The organism is Paraburkholderia sp. BR10141 (genome assembly GCF_056155635.1).
Genome location: NZ_JBMIQH010000013.1, coordinates 82,970 through 102,570, shown reverse-complemented (window position 1 = coordinate 102,570; position 19,601 = coordinate 82,970). Strand labels below are relative to the sequence as shown.

Annotated in this window: 19 protein-coding genes; 6 read left to right on the top strand and 13 right to left on the bottom strand. The window is 65.1% G+C overall.

The window, feature by feature from the left end; genetic code table 11:
* Positions 1-20: 20 nt before the first annotated feature.
* The gene (locus ACOJB8_RS19545) at positions 21-926 is read right to left on the bottom strand and encodes an amidohydrolase family protein (RefSeq protein WP_475013742.1); all 906 of its coding nucleotides are present in this window, start codon (positions 924-926) and stop codon (positions 21-23) included.
* A 20-nt stretch (positions 927-946) separates the two neighbouring features.
* Positions 947-1,261: an L-rhamnose mutarotase gene (gene rhaM / locus ACOJB8_RS19540; RefSeq protein ID WP_475013740.1), complete on the bottom strand. Its 315-nt coding sequence runs from the start codon at positions 1,259-1,261 to the stop codon at positions 947-949.
* Between the two features lie 213 nt (positions 1,262-1,474).
* Here rhaM and ACOJB8_RS19535 point away from each other — a divergent pair, with 213 nt between their 5' ends.
* Positions 1,475-2,467: a LysR family transcriptional regulator gene (locus ACOJB8_RS19535; RefSeq protein ID WP_069266186.1), complete on the top strand. Its 993-nt coding sequence runs from the start codon at positions 1,475-1,477 to the stop codon at positions 2,465-2,467.
* 18 nt (positions 2,468-2,485) lie between these two features.
* Here ACOJB8_RS19535 and ACOJB8_RS19530 read toward each other — a convergent pair whose 3' ends face one another.
* From ACOJB8_RS19530 to ACOJB8_RS19490, 9 genes are all read right to left on the bottom strand, one after another.
* On the bottom strand, positions 2,486-3,268 hold the full coding sequence (locus ACOJB8_RS19530) for an SDR family NAD(P)-dependent oxidoreductase (RefSeq protein WP_368616325.1): 783 nt from the start codon (positions 3,266-3,268) through the stop codon (positions 2,486-2,488).
* Positions 3,269-3,321: 53 nt separating this feature from the next.
* Positions 3,322-4,500, bottom strand: a complete 1,179-nt coding sequence (gene rhmD, locus ACOJB8_RS19525) for an L-rhamnonate dehydratase (RefSeq protein WP_475013738.1) — start codon at positions 4,498-4,500, stop codon at positions 3,322-3,324.
* Positions 4,501-4,524: 24 nt separating this feature from the next.
* Positions 4,525-5,883 carry an MFS transporter gene (locus ACOJB8_RS19520; protein ID WP_475013736.1) on the bottom strand — a complete coding sequence of 453 codons (1,359 nt, stop codon included), beginning with the start codon at positions 5,881-5,883 and terminating at the stop codon, positions 4,525-4,527.
* Positions 5,884-5,977: 94 nt separating this feature from the next.
* Complete coding sequence (locus ACOJB8_RS19515) at positions 5,978-6,730, bottom strand: SDR family NAD(P)-dependent oxidoreductase (protein ID WP_069266107.1); 753 nt, start codon at positions 6,728-6,730, stop codon at positions 5,978-5,980.
* Complete coding sequence (locus tag ACOJB8_RS19510; protein ID WP_475013733.1) at positions 6,727-7,590, bottom strand: fumarylacetoacetate hydrolase family protein; 864 nt, start codon at positions 7,588-7,590, stop codon at positions 6,727-6,729. Before ACOJB8_RS19510 ends, ACOJB8_RS19515 begins: the two co-directional genes overlap by 4 nt.
* A gap of 230 nt (positions 7,591-7,820) precedes the next feature.
* Positions 7,821-8,537 carry an MIP/aquaporin family protein gene (locus tag ACOJB8_RS19505; RefSeq protein WP_028203061.1) on the bottom strand — a complete coding sequence of 239 codons (717 nt, stop codon included), beginning with the start codon at positions 8,535-8,537 and terminating at the stop codon, positions 7,821-7,823.
* A 112-nt stretch (positions 8,538-8,649) separates the two neighbouring features.
* Positions 8,650-10,152, bottom strand: a complete 1,503-nt coding sequence (glpK, locus tag ACOJB8_RS19500; protein WP_342947113.1) for a glycerol kinase GlpK — start codon at positions 10,150-10,152, stop codon at positions 8,650-8,652.
* A gap of 93 nt (positions 10,153-10,245) precedes the next feature.
* The gene (glpD, locus tag ACOJB8_RS19495; RefSeq protein ID WP_475013731.1) at positions 10,246-11,796 is read right to left on the bottom strand and encodes a glycerol-3-phosphate dehydrogenase; all 1,551 of its coding nucleotides are present in this window, start codon (positions 11,794-11,796) and stop codon (positions 10,246-10,248) included.
* Positions 11,797-12,086: 290 nt separating this feature from the next.
* Positions 12,087-12,866, bottom strand: coding sequence for a DeoR/GlpR family DNA-binding transcription regulator (locus ACOJB8_RS19490; RefSeq protein WP_069266111.1), 780 nt, complete (start codon positions 12,864-12,866; stop codon positions 12,087-12,089).
* A gap of 71 nt (positions 12,867-12,937) precedes the next feature.
* Between ACOJB8_RS19490 and ACOJB8_RS19485 the strand changes: the two genes are divergently transcribed.
* The 4 genes from ACOJB8_RS19485 (at position 12,938) to ACOJB8_RS19470 (ending at position 16,180) form a co-directional block, all read left to right on the top strand.
* Entirely contained in the window at positions 12,938-13,399 is a 462-nt protein-coding gene (locus tag ACOJB8_RS19485) for a hypothetical protein (RefSeq protein WP_342947110.1), read from the top strand.
* A 94-nt stretch (positions 13,400-13,493) separates the two neighbouring features.
* The gene (locus ACOJB8_RS19480) at positions 13,494-14,885 is read left to right on the top strand and encodes a uracil-xanthine permease family protein (RefSeq protein WP_342947109.1); all 1,392 of its coding nucleotides are present in this window, start codon (positions 13,494-13,496) and stop codon (positions 14,883-14,885) included.
* Positions 14,886-14,987: 102 nt separating this feature from the next.
* The gene (locus ACOJB8_RS19475) at positions 14,988-15,578 is read left to right on the top strand and encodes a helix-turn-helix domain-containing protein (RefSeq protein ID WP_342947108.1); all 591 of its coding nucleotides are present in this window, start codon (positions 14,988-14,990) and stop codon (positions 15,576-15,578) included.
* Positions 15,579-15,631: 53 nt separating this feature from the next.
* Complete coding sequence (locus tag ACOJB8_RS19470; protein WP_069266115.1) at positions 15,632-16,180, top strand: GNAT family N-acetyltransferase; 549 nt, start codon at positions 15,632-15,634, stop codon at positions 16,178-16,180.
* Positions 16,181-16,201: 21 nt separating this feature from the next.
* Here ACOJB8_RS19470 and ACOJB8_RS19465 read toward each other — a convergent pair whose 3' ends face one another.
* Positions 16,202-16,555, bottom strand: a complete 354-nt coding sequence (locus tag ACOJB8_RS19465; protein ID WP_342947107.1) for a hypothetical protein — start codon at positions 16,553-16,555, stop codon at positions 16,202-16,204.
* Between the two features lie 353 nt (positions 16,556-16,908).
* On the opposite strand from ACOJB8_RS19465, the gene ACOJB8_RS19460 reads away from it, so the two are divergent.
* Positions 16,909-17,178, top strand: coding sequence for a hypothetical protein (locus tag ACOJB8_RS19460; protein ID WP_069266117.1), 270 nt, complete (start codon positions 16,909-16,911; stop codon positions 17,176-17,178).
* Positions 17,179-17,263: 85 nt separating this feature from the next.
* Here ACOJB8_RS19460 and ACOJB8_RS19455 read toward each other — a convergent pair whose 3' ends face one another.
* Entirely contained in the window at positions 17,264-19,549 is a 2,286-nt protein-coding gene (locus ACOJB8_RS19455; protein WP_069266118.1) for an NADP-dependent malic enzyme, read from the bottom strand.
* Positions 19,550-19,601 lie beyond the last annotated feature (52 nt).

Below are 19,601 nucleotides of genomic sequence, written 5' to 3'. Positions count from 1 at the left end.
CCATGTCGTTGCGCGTACACTCAAATACGGTAGATACGTTCCGCGTTGCCGCGAAACAGCGCCGTGTGTTCGCTCTCGCTGGCGCCGCTCACGATCGACGCATACGCATGCCAAAGCTTCGAATAGCCGCCGAACAGGCGGTCGACCGGAAAGTTCGAGGCGAACATCGCGCGATCCGCGCCGAACGCGTCGATCGTTTCCAGTACATAAGGCCGCAGGCTTTCGACGCTCCATGCATGGTCGAACATCGCCAGTCCGCTGATCTTCACGGCCACGTTCGCGCATGCCGCAAGCAGGCGCAGGCCGTCGCGCCACGCGCGGAAGCCCGCCACGCTGTTGCGGTCGACGAACATGCCCGCGTGGTTGATCACGAGCTGAATGCCGGGATGCGCACGCGCGAGCGCGGCGGCTTCCTCCATCTGCGAGGGATAAAGCTGCAGATCGAACGACAGACCGTGCTTCTCCAGCAGCGCGAAGTTCTCGCGCCACGCCGCCTCGCGCATGTAATGCCGCCCCACGTAGTCGTAGAGCTGGTTCTCGTGAACGTTGAGAATCTGGCGAATGCCGCGCGTACGCGCAAACGCCGCGTGCGCCTCGAGCAGCGCGGGCGCATTGGGAGAACTGAGATCGCAGGCCGCGACGATTGCGTCGGGCAACGCACGTGGCTCCCCCGCATTCTTGGCAATATCCGCGAGCCCTTCCAGCCAGCGCGTTTCTTCCACCGGATCGTCCGGGTCGTGATTCGCTTCGACATGCACGACCTTTTGCACGTCGATGTCGCCGGCCTCGCGCAACAAGTCGGCGGGCAGATAGTTGTGCTTGAGTTCGCGCGCATCACAGACGAACGACGTGCCCGGATTCGCGAGCCACGGGTAATGATGCGTATCGAGGTTCCAGAAGTGGACGTGCGGATCGACGACCTGCATGGCATGTTCCTCGCGTGTGCTCAAGGCAAATGAAAGACCTGCACGAGCGGCTGTTGCAGCGGCACGTTGTTGGCATCCGTCTGCATGATGTCGGCCATGTAATCCCACCATTTGCGCATGACGGGCAGCTCGGGCAGCGCGTCCATGGTGTGATCGTCGCGGCGCTCGAGCACGGCAAAGAGATGGTGCGTCGCTTCGTCGAGAAAGATGCGGTAAATTTTTACGCCCGCATCGCGCAGCGCGCTCGCCAGTTCGGGCCAGATTTCGCGGTGACGCCGCTCGTATTCGTCCCGCTTGCCGGGATCGAGCTGCATGCGAAACGCAATTGTCTCCATGATCGTGTCTCCGTCCAGCCTTGATACGTCGTGCGCTTGTACCGCTCATGCGAAGCAGGGGCACGCGTCGACTCGGTGTTTGCCCTGGCTTCGCAGTGCGCGGTCGCACGCGTTTTTACGTGGTTAGCTGCGTTGTGATCCGACTATAATTCCCGCATCGATAGCCAACCAATCCGATGTTGGGATCGGGCGATGCACAAACCGGATCGCTCCATGAACCATCACACTTCCGTTGTCGCACTCGTCAACCGGCTCAGATTCAAGCACCTTGCCCTGCTCGTCGCGCTCGACGACGCGCGCAACGTGCATCAGGCCGCCGATGCCATCAACGTGGCGCAGCCCAGCGCGAGCCGCATGCTGAGCGACATCGAGGAAGCGTTCGGCTTCCGGCTCTTCGAGCGCAACGCCCGCGGCATGCAGCCCACCGCGCTCGGCGTCGTCACGCTCGCCTACGCGCGCCGCGCGCTTGCCGAACTCACGCGCTTTGCCGAAGACCTCGACGTGAAGCGCCGCGGCGGGCACGGCCAGCTCACCGTGGGCGCGATCATGGGCGCCGCGCCCGACCTGCTCGCGCAAGCCGTCGCCACGCTCAAGACCGAACGGCCGCTGCTGCACGTGCGCATCCTCGGCGAAACGAGCGACCAGGTCGTGCAGCTGCTGCATCGCCGCGAAGTCGATCTCGCGCTCGGGCGCCTCACCACGCCGCTGCAGCACAACGATTTCAGCTTCGAACCGATCGCGCGGGAAACGCTCGTGCTCGTGGTGCGCGCGCGCCATCCGCTTGCGCGGCGCGAACAGGTCACGCTCGCGGAACTGATGGACTGGCCGTGGGTTGCGCAGCCCATCACGAGTCCCGCGCGTGAATTGTTCGAAGGCGAACTCGCGCGCGCCGGTCTCGGCACGCCCGCCAATCTCACCGAGTCGGCCTCGATCTTCGCCACGCTGCAACTGCTCGAAAGTTTCGACGCCGTGGCCATGCTGCCCGAGCCGGTCGTGCGCGACCATGTACGCGGCAAGCTGCTCGTCGTGCTGCCGCTCGAAATCGGCAAGAGCCTGCCGGGCTACGGCGTGCTCACGCGCAAGAACGAGCCGCTCGCCGAGCCCGCCGAGCATTTCGTCGGCTTGCTGCGGCGCTTTTCGCAGCCCTTCAAGATGGACGATATCGCTCACGATGGTTCGCACGCGGTCGTGCTCGCTCCTCATTGATACGTGTGGGCCCAGGGCTCACTGCAGATTCACGAATAGCCCGCCGTCCACGAGCAGCGCGGCGCCCGTCACATAGCGCGCGCGGTCCGAGGCGAGAAACACCACGCATTCGGCCACGTCCTCGGGCGCGCCCAGCCGCCCGAGCGGAATGCGCTTTTCGAAGTACGCACGCTTGCCTTCGTCGCTCAGGTCTTCGGCGTTCAGGTCGGTGGCGATGGTGCCCGGCATCACCGAATTGCAGCGTATGCCATAGGGCCCGAGCGCGATCGCACACGACTGCATGAGCGAATGCACGCCGGCCTTGGTCGGCGTGTAGTGCGTCTGCATGCCGCCGCCCACGAGCGCGCTGATCGAACTCGTCGCCACGATCGCGCCGCCCGTGCCCTGCTCCTTCATTTGCCGCGCGACCGCCTGGGTCACGTAGAACGCGCCGTTCAGGTTCACGCCTATCGTGCGTTCGAGCACGGCGGGCGGCATGTCGAGAAACGAGTGGAACGGGCAGATGCCCGCATTGCTGGCGAGCACATCGACCTTGCCGAAGCGCTCCACCGTCTGGCGCACGAGATCCACGCCCGTTTGCGGCGCGGCCACGTTGCCTTCCAGCGCGAGCGCGCGGCGTCCTAGCCGCTCGATCTCGCCCAGCACCTCGTCGATCGCCGAGCGGCGGCCGTACGAGGCGTCGTTGTCACCCCAGTAGTTGATCGCGACATCGGCGCCCTCGCGGGCGCTCGCAATCGCAATGGCGCGGCCAATGCCGCGCGAACCGCCGGTGACGATCACCACCTTGTCCTTGAGCAGCACGTGTTTCTCCTCGTAGCTTGTGATGAGACTCGCCTGGTGCGCGTTCGGCGCGCTCAGTGCGTGTATGGCCGGGAAAGTTTGCAGTCCGGATTGAGCCGCACACCGAAGCCCGGCGCATCCGGCACCTTGAGCCGTCCTTGCACCGGCACCGGTTCGTCGAGCAGCAGCGGTGTGAACATCGGCACCACCTTGTCGGCCTTCGGCGCCATCATGAGGAATTCCGCGAACGGCGAGTTTTGGCGCGTCACGACGAAGTGATAGCTGTACACCGAGGAGCCGTGCGGTACGACCAGCACGTTGTGCGCGTCGGCGAGCGCCGAGATCTTGATGAGTTCGGTCATGCCGCCGCACCAGTTCACGTCGGGCTGGATCAGGTCGCAGCAGCCCATTTCCAGCAGCATGCGAAAGCCCCAGCGCGTGGCTTCGTGCTCGCCGGTGGAAACCATCATGCCGCGCGGCACATTGCGGCGCAGTTCGGCATAGCCCCAGTAGTCGTCGGGCGGCAGGCATTCCTCGATCCACTTGAGGTCGTACTCTTTGGCGGCCTGGGCGAGGCGCGTGGCATAGCGCACGTCGAGGCTCATCCAGCAGTCGTACATGAGCCAGAAGTCGTCGCCCACGCGCTCGCGCATGGTGGCGAGCAGTTCGAGGTTCTTTCTGAGGCCCTCCTCGCCTTCGGCCGGACCGTGCAGCAGCGGCAGCTTGCCGCCGATGAAGCCCATTTCCTTTGCGAGATCGGGGCGCGCGCCGGTGGCGTAGAACATCAGCTCGTCGCGCACGGGGCCGCCGAGCAACTGATACACGGGTTCCTTGCGGATCTGCCCGAGCAGGTCCCACAGTGCGAGATCGACGCCCGAGATGGTGTTGAGCACGACACCCTTGCGGCCGTAGTAGAGCGTGGCGTAGTACATCTGATCCCACATCTTCTCGATGTCGGTCACGCGCTGCCCTTCAAGAAAACGCGCGAGATGCTTCTCGACGATGAATGCGCCGATCTCGCCGCCCGTGGTCACGGCAAATCCCACAGTGCCGTCGCTCGCCTCCACCTCCACGACGAGCGTGCCGAGCACGTCGATGCCGAACGAGCGGCGGCTCTGACGATACTCGGGATAGCGCGCCATCGGCGTGGAAATATGGTCGTCGATCCAGTGGCCGTCGGGTTGATCGTGATAGTCGGCGCCGCCGCCGCGCACGGTGAAGGCTCGCACGTGTTTGATGGTTGGCATGGCCATGTTACGTAGCTCCTGGGTAAAGGATTAGCGCGCGCGCCGCACGGGCGGCTCGAATGAGCGAGCCGCCGGCGCAACGGCGCGCGGCGCGACGACAAGAATGAGCAGCGCGGCGGCAATGCTTGCGAGCCCGAGCAGTTCGAGGCCCGCCGCGTGGGAAGCAAAGTTTCGGTCGGCGGCGGCGCGCAGCATCGGCGCGATGAAGCCGCCCAGGCCGCCGAGCGAATTGATGAGCGCGATGCCGCTGGCCGAGGCCGCGCCCGCGAGATCGCGCGCCGGGAAGGTCCAGAAGAGCGGCTGCGCCGCGATGAAGCCGCTCGCCGCGCAGCACAGGCCGAGCATCGCGACGATCGCGCCCGCGGTGCCGCCAAGGCCTGCCGCCAGGCCCGAGACGGCGATGCCGATGCCCGACATCACGAGCAGGCGCGCGGCCCAAGCGCGATGCCCTCCGAGGCGGTCCACGCGGCGCGGCACGATCCACGTGAGCGCCACGGCGCACAGCCAGGGCACGGCCGCGAGCAGGCCTACCTCGAGGCCCACGGAGGCGCCCACGAGCGAGGCCACCTGTTGCGGCAGAAAAAAGATCACGCCGTACACGCTCATCTGGATCAGCGCATAGATGCCGGCATAGGCGAGCACGCGGCGGTCGAACAGCGCGGCGAGCGCATCGCGCGGGCCGTGCGCGGCGGCTTCGCGCGCGTCGAGCTGGATCGCGCTCGTGAGCGCGCGGCGCTCGTCGGGGGAGAGCCAGCGCGCGTCCCCGGGCTTGTCGACGAGATACCAGAAGGCCCACACGCCAACGGCCGAGGCCAGCCCGCCTTCCACGAGAAAGAGCCACTTCCAGCCTGCGAGCCCGAAGGTGCCGTGCATCTCGAGCAGGAGTCCTGACAACGGGCCGCCGAAGATGAAGGCCAGCGGCGCGCCGAAATAAAACACGCCGATGGCGCGCGCCCGCGAGGACTGCGGAAACCACTGCGTGAGGTAATAGATGATGCCGGGGAAGAAACCCGCTTCGGCCACGCCCAGCAGGAATCGCAGCACATAGAACGAAGTCGGCGCCTGCACCCACGCCATCGCCGCGGAAATCATGCCCCACGTGACCATGATGCGGCACATCCAGATCCGCGCGCCCACACGGTGCAGCGCGAGATTGCTCGGCACTTCGAAGAGTGCGTAGCCGACGAAGAACACGCCCGCGCCGAAAGCGAATGCCGCGTCCGAAAGGCCCGTATCGTGCAACAGCGCCTTTTGCGCGAAGCCGATGTTCGCGCGGTCGAGAAACGCGAGCACGTACATCAAGAGCAGGAAGGGCAAAAGGCGGCGCATGGCCTTGCGGCCCGCGGCTTCCGCCAGCGTAGGTGCCAAGGTAGGTGCCTCGATCGACATCGATGTCTCCTGTCGGCGCTCTCCTGTTACCACCGCGCCGTTATCGTGATCCCGCGCGTTGTCCGGCCGATACGCGCGGGTCCTGCTTCCCGCCTCAGTATGTCGCGCGCCCGCCCGAAAGATCGAATACCGAGCCGGTACTGAACGCGCAGTCTTCCGTCGTGAGCCAGACGATCATCGAAGCCGCTTCGTCCGGCATGAGGAAGCGGTTCATCGGGATCTTCGCGAGCATGTAGTCGATATGCTGCTGCGACATCGAATCGAAAATCTCGGTTTTGGCCGCCGCCGGCGTCACGGCATTGACGAGCACGCCCTTCGTGGCCAGCTCCTTGCCGAGCGACTTGGTCAGTCCGATGAGCCCGGCCTTCGATGCGCTGTAGTGCGAAGCATTCGGATTGCCTTCCTTGCCGGCCACGGAGGCGATATTGACGATGCGCCCATAGCCCTGCTCGATCATGCGCGGCACCACGGCGCGGCAGGTCAGGTAGCTGCCGATCAGGTTCACTTCGATCACGCGGCGCCACACGTCGACGGGTAGTTCCCACGTGAGACCATTGCCGCCCGTAATACCCGCGCTGTTCACGAGCGCATGAATCGCGCCGTGCGTTTTCACGGTTTGCTGTGCGGCTGCCTCGACCGAGGCTTCGTCGGTCAGTTCGACCGTCACCACCGAAACCTTGCCCAGCTCCGACAACTCGGCGCGCGCGCGTTCGAGCCGTTCCGCGTCGATGTCCCAGAGCGCGACCGACGCGCCCGAACGCAATGCCCGCTGCGCCACGGCATAACCCAGACCGCGCGCGCCGCCCGTCACGACCATCACGCGATTGTTCAGATCCAGTTGATTCATTGCACCTGCTCTCCTTGTTCCGCCACGAGGCGTTGCTGTTGTTCGCCCAGGCCGCTCACGCCCAGCCGCATGGTCTGTCCCGCGCGCAAATAGATGGGTTCCGGCTTCTGCCCCATGCCGACGCCAGGCGGCGTGCCGGTCGAGATCACGTCGCCGGGCTGCAGGCTCATGAACTGGCTGATATAGGAAACGAGCGTGGCCACGTCGAAGATCATCGTGCGCGTGTTGCCGTTCTGGTAACGCTTGCCGTCGACTTCGAGCCACATGTCGAGCGCCTGCGGGTCGGCGATCTCGTCGCGCGTGACGAGCCAGGGGCCGAGCGGCGCGAAGGTGTCGTAGCCCTTGCCCTTGTCCCACTGGCCGCCGCGCTCGATCTGCCATGCGCGCTCGGAAACATCGTTGACCACGCAATAACCGGCCACATAATCGAGCGCGCGCTCGCGCGGTACATCGCGCGCTGCTTCGCCGATCACCACACCCAGCTCGACTTCCCAGTCGACCTTCTTCGCGTCCGGGGGAATCAGCACGTCGTCGTTGGGACCGGTGATCGAACTCGTTGCCTTGAGGAAGAGCACGGGCTCTGTGGGGACGGGCATATTGGATTCGGCGGCGTGGTCGGAATAATTGAGGCCCACGCAGACAATCTTGCCGACGCTACCCACGCACGGACCCAGGCGGGTGTCGGCGGGGACGAGCGGCAAGGCGGCGAGATCGTGTCCGGCGAGCTGGCGCAGCGCGGTCGCGCCGAGGCCGTTACCGGCGACGTCCAGCGTGACGCCGGAGAGATCGCGCACGCGCCCCTCGTTATCGATCACACCCGGCTTTTCAGCCCCCTTACTGCCCCAGCGGACCAGCTTCATGCGGCGTCTCCTGATATTGGAATGGATCGTTGACAGCCAATATAGGGGTGCCGCGATAGCCGAACAATCCGAAAGCCGCATGAGGCGATAGCGAAAGCGGATCGCGCCCTTTGTCGCCTTATGTGTCGTGGGTACGCAGAAAAACAGAAGCCCGCGAACGCCGTGGCGTACGCGGGCTTTGTGCACTGCAACGCGCCTGGCTCGCAGGCGCGGCATGAGTCACAGCATGGTCAGTGCATCGCGTGCAGGTAGTGATAGAGACCGGCCGCCGCGGCACCGCCGGCAAGCGGCCCGAACACCGGAATCCACGCATAGCGCCAGTCGCTGTCGCGCTTGCCCGGAATCGGCAGCAGCGCGTGCATGATGCGCGGCGAGAGATCGCGCGCCGGGCTCATCGCGTAGCCGGTCGGGCCGCCGAGCGAAATGCCGATGCCGAGCACGAGCAGGCCGACGGGCAGCGCGTCGAGTGCGCCGAGTCCCACCTGCGGCGAGGCCAGATAGAGCACGCCGAGGATCAGCACGAAGGTGCAGATCGCTTCCGTCAACACGTTGTGCCGCTTGCTGCGAATAGCGGGCGCCGTGCAAAACACCGCGAGCTTGATATCCGGATCGGCTTCGTTCGCGAAGTGCTGTCGATAGGCAAGCCATACGAGCAGCGCGCCCGCCATGCCGCCGAGCATCTGCGCCGCGATATAACCGCCGACCTTCGACCACGCGAACTTGCCCGCGAGCGCCAGGCTGATCGTGACGATCGGGTTGAGGTGCGCGCCGCTGAAGGAGGCAGTCACGTAGACCGCCACGAACACGGCCATGGCCCAGCCCATCACGATGACGATGAGGTCGGCGCCCTTGCCCTTCGTTTTTGCCAGCAGCACGTTCGCAACGGCGCCGTTACCGAGCAGCACGAGAATGGCCGTGCCGATGAATTCCGCAATATAGGGTGACATGATTGTCGTAGTCTCTCTCTGCCCGCGCGGTGCATGCGCACGAAGCGCATGCGATCCCGCTGCGGGTTATGTTAATTAGTTATGCTTGTATGTTGTAAAGCTGACTCGCGGCTCAGTGCGAGTCGTCCGCCCAGGCCTTGGCCGCGCGCACCGCACGCTGCCAGCCTGCGCGACAGGCGTCGACCTGCGCGCCCTGCATCGACGGCGCGAAACGGCGGTCGAGCTTCCACTGGCTCTGCAGTTCGCCCACGTTCTGCCAGTAGCCGGTTGCGAGGCCTGCAAGGTAGGCCGCGCCGAGCGCCGTGGTTTCGGTGATCTTCGGGCGCACAGCATCCACGCCGAGCAGATCCGCCTGGAACTGCATGAGCAGGTTGTTCGCGCTCGCGCCGCCGTCCACGCGCAGCTCGCCCACGCTGATGCCCGAATCCGCTTCCATGGCCGCCAGCACGTCGAGCGACTGGTACGCGATCGAATCGAGCGCCGCGCGCGCGAGATGCGCCGAGGTCGTGCCGCGCGTCACGCCGAACAGCGTGCCGCGTGCGTGCGCGTTCCAGTGCGGTGCGCCGAGGCCCGCGAACGCCGGCACGAGGTACACGCCGTCCGTATGCGGCACGCTTGCGGCGAGCGCTTCGATTTCCGGCGCGCTCTTGATGATGCCCATACCGTCGCGCAGCCACTGCACCACCGCGCCCGCGATGAAGATGCTGCCTTCGAGCGCATAGTTGACTTCGTCGCCGATCTGCCACGCGATCGTCGTAACGAGGTTGTTCTTCGACTCGATGGGCTTCGTGCCCGTGTTCATCATCAGGAAGCAGCCCGTGCCGTAGGTGTTCTTCACCATGCCCGTGCTCGTGCACATCTGGCCGAACATCGCGGCCTGCTGGTCGCCCGCGATGCCGGCCAGCGGAATCTTCGAGGCGAACACCGTGGTCTTGGTCGGACCATACACTTCGGATGACGAACGGACTTCCGGCAGCATGCTGCGTGGAATTTCGAGCGCGTCGAGCAGCTCGTCGTCCCATTGGCGCGTGTGAATATTGAAGAGCATGGTGCGCGACGCATTCGTCACGTCGGTCACGTGCAGTTCGTGCTTCGTGAAGTTCCACACGAGCCAGCTGTCCACAGTGCCGAACGCGAGCTTGCCTTGACGCGCTTTTTCGCGTGCGCCGGGCACGTTGTCGAGAATCCAGCGAATCTTGGTTGCCGAGAAATACGAATCGATCGGCAGACCCGTTTTCGCGCGCACTTTCTCTTCGAGGCCGCGCGCCTTCAGCGAGTCGCAGAAGTCGGCCGTGCGGCGGTCCTGCCAAACGATGGCGTTATAGACGGGATGGCCCGTCTCCCGATCCCAGACGATCGTCGTCTCGCGCTGGTTCGTAATGCCGATCGCGGCGATGTTGGTGCCGTTCATGCCGGCGCGCGTCACGGCCTCGGCAGCGACGCCAGCCTGGGTCGACCAGATTTCCTGCGGATCGTGCTCGACCCAGCCCGGTTGCGGATAAATCTGTTCGAACTCTTTCTGGGCAACCGAAACGATGTTGCCCTGGCGGTCGAAAAGCATGGCGCGCGAACTCGTGGTGCCCTGGTCGAGCGCAAGAATGTACTGTTCCTGCATGTCTCTCATCTCCGTCTGTACTAGTTGTGATGACGCACCGCGGGGACAGTGCGTGGGGGGTACGTGACCTACCTTGCGTGATGCCGGCGAACTTCAGTGCTGCGCGGTCGCCGTCGCGCTTGTTGCGGCAAACCAGTGATCGATTGCGGCGGCCACGCCGTTGAGCGTGCCCGGCGCGACATGCAGGCCCAGCTTCGAGCGGCGCCACAACACGTCTTCGGCGCGCGTGGCCCATTCGGCGTTGCGCAGGTAGCGCAATTCGGCCTCGAAGATGCCCGGCGCGACTTCGCAGCCGAGGCCCGCGAGCGATTGCGCGTTGTCGAGCAGCCGCTCGGCGCGCGTGCCGTATGCGCGTGCGTAGCGGCGCGCAAGCGGTGCAGGCAGCCACGCATGGCGTCTCGCGAAGTCCTGCGCAAAGGGCTCGAAACGTGCGTTCGCGATATCGCCGCCGGGCAGCGGCGCGCCGGCCGTCCACGAAGGCGCGGCGTGGCCGAGCACGCGGCACAGCATGTCCGAAGCTTCTTCCGCGAGCTTGCGGAAGGTCGTGATCTTGCCGCCGAACACCGAAAGCAGCGGCGCGCCAGCGGTTTCGTCGAGTTCGAGCTTGTAGTCGCGCGTGACGGCGGACGCATTCTCCGCGCCCTCTTCCTCGAGCAGCGGTCGCACGCCCGAGTAGGTCCATTGCACGTCGGCCGGCGAGATCTTGCGCTTGAAATAGCGGTTGATCGACTCGCACAGGTAGCGCGTTTCGTCGCCATCGATCGAGACCTTCGCGGGGTCGTTGTGATACTCCACGTCGGTCGTGCCGATGAGCGTGAAGTCGTGCTCATACGGAATCGCGAAGATGATGCGCTTGTCCGGGTTCTGGAAGATGTACGCGTGGTCGTGCTCGAACAGGCGCTTCGTGACGATATGGCTGCCCTTCACGAGCCGCACGCTGTGCTGCGCACCGCGCCCGAGCGCGCCATGCAGCACCTCGCCCACCCACGGCCCGGCCGCGTTGGCGATGGCGCGGGCGCGCACGTCGAAGGTGCTGCCGTCCGGGCGGCGCAGGAGCGCCTGCCATTCGCTTTGCGCGCCGTTCGTGGCGTTCGTGCGCACGGCGGAAACGAGCTTCGTGCGCGTGAGGATTTTCGCGCCGCGCTCCTGCGCGTCGAGCGCGTTGAGCACGACGAGGCGCGCGTCGTCGACCCAGCCGTCCGAATACACGAAGCCGCGCTGGATCGAGTCGATGAGCGGCTCACCGGCCGCATGGCGGCGCATGTCGATGCCGCGCGAACCCGGCAGCAATTCGCGCTTCGCAAGATGGTCGTAGAGAAAGAGGCCCATGCGAATGAGCCAGGCGGGACGCAGATTCGGCATGTGCGGCATAACGAAACGCAGCGGCCACATGATGTGGGGCGCCGCGCGCAGCAGCGTTTCGCGCTCCTGCAGCGCCTTGCGCACGAGCCCGAATTCCTTGTACTCGAGATAGCGCAGCCCGCCGTGAATCAGCTTGGTGCTGCACGACGAGGTATGGGAGGCGAGATCGTCCTGCTCGCAAAGGAGCACCGACAACCCGCGGCCGGCCGCGTCGCGCGCGATGCCCGCGCCGTTGATCCCGCCGCCCACGACGAGCAGATCGTACCGGTTCTGTTGAGTCACCCTGCTGTGTCCCTGAAAGAAAAACGAACCTCGAAATGTTCGAATTCGAAATTTATCGAACATTAACGAAAAAGTAAAGGTTCGATTTTCGGGCTTTTGACCGAAAGCAGTGCGTAAACGAACATACATCGGACATTATCGAACGTTCGTCAGGCGCGAATGAAAACGGGGCCTTGCGCGCCCGATGGGCAGCACCCCGCCCGCTCGCGAAGCGCGTTGGATGGCAGATCGGAAATGGAGAAAAGGCGCAGACGACGCGTCCGGAAAAGCGCGTACGAAAACCCCGCGGCTTATGCGGCGACGTGAACCTGCGTCCCTGCGGCGAGCACCGCCTCGTTCATTTCCTCGGGCAGCGGCTGGTCGGTGAAGAGCGCGTGAATCTGGCTCAGGTGCCCCTGGCGCACGAGCGCCGGGCGGCCGACCTTCGAATGGTCGGCCACGAGGTAGACCGTGCGCGCATGCTCGATGATGGCCTGCGCCACGCGGACTTCGCGCGTGTCGAAGTCGCGCAGCGTGCCGTCGGTCTCGATGGCCGAGGTGCCGATGATCGCGTAATCCACCTTGAACTGGCGGATGAAGTCGATGGTGTGCTCGCCGACGATGCCTTTGTCCCAGGGTCGCACGACGCCGCCCGTGATCATCACTTCGCAGTCGGGATAGCCGCTCATCACGCTCGCCACGTTGAGGTTGTTCGTGACAACGCGCAGTCCCTGATGATGATTGAGCGCGCGCGCGACTTCCTCGGTCGTGGTGCCGAGGTTGATGAAGAGCGAGGCCTGATCGGGAATGTGCTGGGCCGCCAGGGCCGCGATGCGGCGCTTCTCCTCGTGGAACATGTGCTGCCGTGCACTGTACGAGACGTTCTCCGCACTCGTGGGCAAGCTCGCGCCGCCGTGATAGCGGCGCAGCAGATTCATGTCGGCGAGCCAGTTCACGTCGCGGCGAATGGTTTGCGGCGTGACGTCGAAATGCGAGGCGAGATCGTCGACCGTGACGAAGCCGTCGCGTTGCACCCATTCGAGCATTGCCTGCTGGCGCGCGTTCAGGGTGAGGCGAGGATCTCGTGTCATTGGCTCGTTTGGCATGCAAGTGAGGACCGACCTATTGTAAGGGCTTGCCCACCCGAATCAGGAGAAAGCCGATGCATGCCGTACGCAAATGGATAGCAGGCGCCGCCGTCGCCGCCATGCTGGCCCCGCTGTGGGCCCCGCTGCTGAACCCGCTTCCCGCCGCCGCGCAAACGAACCCCGGCGCGACGCCTCCGGCTGCGCCCGCCGCCTCCGCCACGCCAGCCGGCGACGGCACCTTCCTCCTGACGATCTTCCTGAAGCACGACGAGTCGAAGCCGCTGCCGAAGATCAATCAGCAACTCGCGGAACAGGGCTTCTACAAGGCCTTTCCGCCGCCCGGCATCGAAGTGGTCTCGTGGTACGTGATGATGGGGATCGGCCAGGTCGTGACGCTGCGGGTGCCGGCCGACCGGCTGCGCGAGGTGAACCGCGCGATCGAGGAAACCGCATGGGGCGGCTATCACACGGAGTTTTATCCGACCTACGACTACAAGGCGCTCGCCGAGCAGGCGCGGGCGCGCAACGGCAAGTAGCGGGACGCGGGCGCGCCCTGAAGCAGGCGCGCCCAGGGTTGCCCCGAAGCTTCCGTTAAAATGCTGCGCTTTCTCTATTCCCCCGCCGCGCCCGATGCACTCCGCTCCATCGACCTCGCCCGCCGCTGCCCGCGAAGCGAACGACACCGAACTCACCCACGACCTCGTCTACGGCCCCAACGACCGCCCCGCGCCCACCATCGCCTTCGTGGCCGCGCTCCAGCATCTGCTCGCGATCCTCGTGCCGATCGTGACGCCAGGGCTCCTGATCTGCCAGGCGCTGGGCGTCTCCAGCCGCGACACCACGCTGATCGTCTCGATGTCGCTGGTGATCTCCGGCATCGCCACCTTCCTGCAATGCAAGCGCGTCGGGCCGCTCGGCGCAGGCCTGCTCATCGTGCAGGGCACGAGCTTCAACTTCGTCGGCCCGCTCATCGCGGGCGGGAGCCTGATGGTCAAGCAGGGCACGCCCGTCGAAACCGTGATGGCCGCCATCTTCGGCGTCGTCATTGCGGGCTCGTTCGTCGAAATGGCCGTGTCGCGCATCCTGCCCTTCATCAAGCGGCTCATCACCCCGCTCGTCACCGGCATCGTCGTGCTGCTGATCGGCCTCACGCTCATCAAGGTCGGCCTCATCAGCATGGGCGGCGGCTATGGCGCCATCGCCAAAGGCAACTTCGCGAGCGTCCAGAACCTCACGCTCTCGGGCCTCGTGCTCGGCACCATCATCGTGCTCAACCGCGTGCCCGTCGTTTGGGTGCGCAGCACGGCGCTCGTCATCGCACTCGCCATCGGCTATATCGTTGCGGGCGCAATGGGTCGGCTCGACTTCACCGGCGCGCGCGAAGCCGCGCTGTTCCAGATTCCGACCCCCCTGCATTTCGGCCTGGGCTGCTCGTGGTCGCTCTTCGTGCCGATGCTGATCATCTACCTCGTGACCTCGCTCGAAGCGATCGGCGACGTCACCGCCACCAGCAAGGTGTCGAAGGAGCCGGTGGAAGGCCCGGTGTGGATGCGGCGCATCAAGGGCGGCGTGCTCGTGAACGGCTTCAACTCGCTGCTCGCGGGCTTCTTCAACACGTTTCCCAGCTCCGTGTTCGCGCAGAACAACGGCGTCATCCAGCTCACCGGCATTGCCAGCCGCCACGTTGGCCTCTGGATCGCGGGCATGCTCGTCGTGCTGGGCCTCTTCCCGCCCGTGGCCGGCGTGCTGCAGGCCGTACCCGAACCCGTGCTGGGCGGCGCAGCCATGGTGATGTTCGGCGCGGTGGCCGCTTCGGGCATCAACATTCTCGCGGGCACGCGCCTCGACCGCCGCGCGCTGCTCATCATCGCCGTGTCGCTGGCACTGGGCCTGGGCGTCTCGCAGGTGCCGGAGATTCTGACCAGCCTCCCGCATGCGCTCAAGAACGTGCTGGAGTCGGGCGTCGCAACGGGCGGCATTTGCGCGCTCGTGATGAACTGGTTCCTGCCGGAAAAGCCGTAACCTTACTGAGCGTGCGGCCCCGATACTGGGCCGCGCGCTTTTTTATTGACCGCAATTTCCAATTTACTGGATAATATCTCCATCATCTTGGAAACGAACCCAATGGATACCCCGACCGACGCCGGCATCAACGAGCGCATTGCCCGCTGCGTGCGCGACCTGCGCGCCACGCGCGGCCTCACGCTCGACGCGCTGGCGACGCGCAGCGGCGTGAGCCGTTCGATGATCTCGATGATCGAGCGCGGCGCCGCCAGCCCCACGGCCGTAGTGCTCGAAAAGCTCGCGGCGGGGCTGTCGGTCTCGATGGCGAGCCTGTTCGGCGCCAGCGGCGAGAGCGCGCCCGCCGAGCCGCTGGTACGCCGCGCGCAGCAGGCACAGTGGCGCGACCCGCAATCGGGCTATACGCGCCGGAGCGTGTCGCCGCCCAACTGGCCTTCGCCGATCCAGCTGGTCGAAGTGGATTTCCCGGCCGGCGCGCGCGTAGCCTACGAAACGGGCAGCCGCGAGACTGTGATTCACCAGCAAGTCTGGGTGATGGAAGGACGGATCGACGTGGAACTGGGCACCGAACGCCATGCGCTTCATGCGGGCGATTGCCTCGCTATGCGGCTCGATCGGCCGCTCATCTTCAGCAATCCCGGTTCGCAGGCCGCGCGTTACGTCGTCGCGATTTGCGACGCGAGCGGACTCTGAACCCGCGTCATTCGCCTCGATCTTCCACCCTATCCATTTAAAGAGGATTCCCCATGAATTCGAACTCACGCAGCGATGGCGTGCGCTTCATCGATTGCAACGAAACGGACCACGCGTCGGCGATTCTCGAGATCCTCAACGACGCGATCGTCAATTCGACCGCGCTCTACGACTACAAGCCGCGTCCGCCCGAGGCCATGGTCACGTGGTTCGGCACCAAGCGCGCGAACGGCTTTCCGGTAGTGGGCGCCGTAGACGAGGCCGGCACACTGCTCGGCTTCGCGAGCTGGGGTACGTTTCGCGCGTTTCCCGCCAACAAGTACACGGTCGAGCACAGCGTGTACGTGCACCGCGACCAGCGCGGCCGTGGCCTCGGCGAACGCCTGCTGCTCGAGTTGATCCGCCGCGCCCGTGAGGAACAGATTCACGTGATCGTCGGCTGCATCGACGCCGCCAATGCCGGCAGCATCGCGCTGCACGTCAAGCTGGGCTTCACGCACTCGGGCACGATCAAGGAAGCGGGATTCAAGTTCGGACGCTGGCTCGACGCCGCGTTTTACCAGCTCAATCTGGAGATGCCCGCCCCGCCGGTGGACGGCTGAGGCGAGCGCGCGCCTCGCGACTCAACGTGCGCTCGAGCGGGCCGCAGCCGCCGTCATGGCATTGCGGAGATGGCGCGCCCGCAGCGGCGCGCGGGCCGCGCGCTTCGAGGCGCACGCTGCGCGCGTGGCACGCCGCTTCGCCTGACTGCGGTTGCGGGACTCGACCTCGCGCGTGGCGCGCCGCGCCTGCCTGCGCACGACGAGCAGCACGCAGCCGATTGCGGCGACCACGGCCACGCGAAACGGCGACGATTCGAAGGCGCGTTCCGGCACGTGCAGCAGAAGAATGGAAATGAACACGGCGACCTGAATGAGGATCGCCGAAAGCGAAGCGACGAACAGGTAGGCGTGCAGGCGATCGGTCGGCGGCTTCATGGGGCTGCACTCCAGAAAGTTGCGCGGACAACGATATCGAGTCTGGCTGGTTATACCCTACGCCTCGCGAATGTCAGGCGCATGGCAACGCGCGAAGCTGGGCAGCGTGAAGGGATCGTGCCTGCTCCAGGCTGATGAGAACCTTAAGGAAAGGTGCCTGCGATTACGCTTTTATCGTCGGACGATAATTGTTTATGCACCTTACCGACCAACGCCTTTCAGCGCCTTTCGTCTTGCCTCGATTGATGCGCAGCGCAGAAAGGTCTCTTCCAGTTCATTCAGTGCTTACCTAAGGTTGACTTAAGCTCGCGCGCCGTACCCTTGCAGGTTGTAATCCGCACGGCAATGCAGTCATGAATCGCACTTATGAATATCGCGGCTACGCAATCCGCGTTGGCGTCGAAGCAAATGGCACGCTCCCGCTCGAGCGCCTGGAAATCGAACGGCCTCGCTATGCAGCGGTGGTGAGCATCGCGGCAATCGACGAGCGCGCCGTCCCCTCGCCCCTGAGAATCGACAACGCCGCCGGGCTGCCCTTCCACTCCGATATCGACGCCTTGATGGGCGGCTACAGCGCGGCCTGCCGCCTGATCGACGAACAGCTCGCCGCAACGGCGCCCTGACCTGCCCAAGCAAAAAAACGCGCGACAGCCGGAAGCCATCGCGCGTTTTTCATCGGGACGCACTGTGTGCGTCCTGTGCCTGCGTTTAGTCGCGGTTCGCCTGCAACACGGTCAAAGCGGCCATGTTGATGATGCGTCGCACCGTCGAGCTCGACGTCAGCACGTTCACCGGCGCATTCACGCCCAGCAGGAACGGGCCGACCGCCACGTTGCTGCCCGCACCCGTCTTGAGCAGGTTGTAGGCGATATTGCCCGAGTCCACGTTCGGGCACACGAGCAGGTTCGCCGCGCCCTTGAGCTTCGAATGCGGCAGGATGCGCAGGCGCAGGGCTTCGTCCAGCGCGCAGTCGCCGTGCATTTCCCCGTCGATTTCCAGGTCGGGATTTTTTTCCGTCACCAGCTTGAGCACTTCGCGCATCTTCGTGCCCGAAGCCGAGCTGCCCGAGCCGAAGTTCGAACGCGAGAGCAGCGCGACCTTCGGTTGCAGGTTCAGCCATTCCATCTGGCGTGCCGCGGCCAGCGTGAATTCGGCGATCTGCTCGGCGTTCGGGTTGTCGTTCACGTGCGTGTCGACGATCGCGACCGTGCGCTTGTCGAGCAGCAGGATGTTCATCGCCGCGTACGTATTCGCGTTGCGCTGCTTGCCGATCACCTCGTCGACGAAGCGCAGGTGGTCGTGATACGCGCCCACCGTGCCGCACACCATGCCGTCCGCGTCGCCCAGGCGCACCATCATCGCGCCGATCAGCGTGAGGCGGCGGCGCATTTCCACGCGCGCCATTTCCTTCGAAATGCCGTCGCGGCAACGCAGTTCCCAATAGGTCGTCCAGTACTGGTGGAAGCGCTCGTCGTACTCGGGGTTCGTGACTTCCACGTCTTCGCCAAGCTTCAGCCGCAGGCCGAACTTCTCGATGCGGGCGAGCAGCACTTCCGGACGGCCGATCAGGATCGGACGCGCAAGCTTCTCGTCGACGATCACCTGCACCGCGCGCAGCACGCGCTCCTCCTCGCCTTCGGCGAACACGATGCGCGACTTGCCGCCGTCACGCACGAACTGCTTCGCGGCCGCGAAAATCGGCTTCATGAACGCGCCCGAGTGATACACGAACTGCTGAAGCTCGTTCGTGTAGGCGGCGAAGTCGTCGATCGGACGCGTGGCCACGCCGTCTTCCATCGCCGCCTTCGCAACGGCCGGCGCAATACGCACGATCAGACGCGAGTCGAACGGCTTCGGAATCAGGTACTTCGGGCCGAAGCGCAGATCATAGGCGCCGTAAGCGGCCGCCACCGAATCGTTCAGCTCTTCTTCCGCGAGCTTGGCGATCGCGTGCACCGCCGCGATTTCCATGTTGCGCGTGATGGTCGTTGCACCGACATCGAGTGCGCCGCGGAAGATGTACGGGAAGCACAGCACGTTGTTGACCTGGTTCGGGAAGTCCGAACGGCCCGTGGCGATCACCGCGTCCGGGCGCGCTTCGAGCGCGACCTCGGGGAAGATTTCCGGCGTGGGGTTGGCAAGCGCGAGAATCAGCGGCTGGTCCGCCATCTTCTTGACCATTTCGGCCTTGAGCACGCCGCCGGCCGAGAGGCCGAGGAACACGTCCGCGCCTTCGATCACGTCGGACAGCGAGCGCGCCGAGGTGTCCTGCGCGAAGCGTTCCTTGTCCGGGTCCATGAGCGTCGTGCGGCCCTGGTAGACCACGCCGTCGATGTCGGTCACCCAGATGTTCTTGAGCGGCAGGCCCAGATCCACCATGAGATCCAGACAGGCCAGCGCCGCCGCGCCCGCGCCCGAGGTCACGACCTTGACCTTCGAAATGTCCTTGCCGATCACTTTCAGGCCGTTCATGAACGCGGCCGAAACGGTGATGGCGGTGCCGTGCTGATCGTCGTGGAAGACCGGAATCTTCATGCGCTCGCGCAGTTTGCGCTCGACCGTGAAGCAGTCGGGGGCCTTGATGTCTTCCAGATTGATGCCGCCGAAGGTGGCTTCGAGGCTCGCGATGATGTCCACGAGCTTGTCCGGATCGCTTTCGGTGATTTCGATGTCGAACACGTCGATGCCGGCGAACTTCTTGAAGAGCACCGCCTTACCTTCCATGACCGGCTTCGAGGCCAGCGCGCCGATGTTGCCGAGGCCGAGGACGGCCGTGCCGTTCGTGATCACGCCCACCAGATTGCCGCGCGCCGTATAGCGGAACGAGTTCTGCGGATTGTCGACGATCTCCTCGCAGGCCACGGCCACGCCCGGCGTATAGGCGAGCGCGAGGTCGCGCTGGGTGACGAGCGGCTTGCTGGCCGTCACCGAAATCTTGCCCGGGGTGGGGAATTCGTGATATTCGAGGGCGGCCTGACGATCGGTCTTGTTCATGTTCCTCACTCTGATGGTGTGCCGCACGCACGGAAGGCGCGGCGGTCATGTT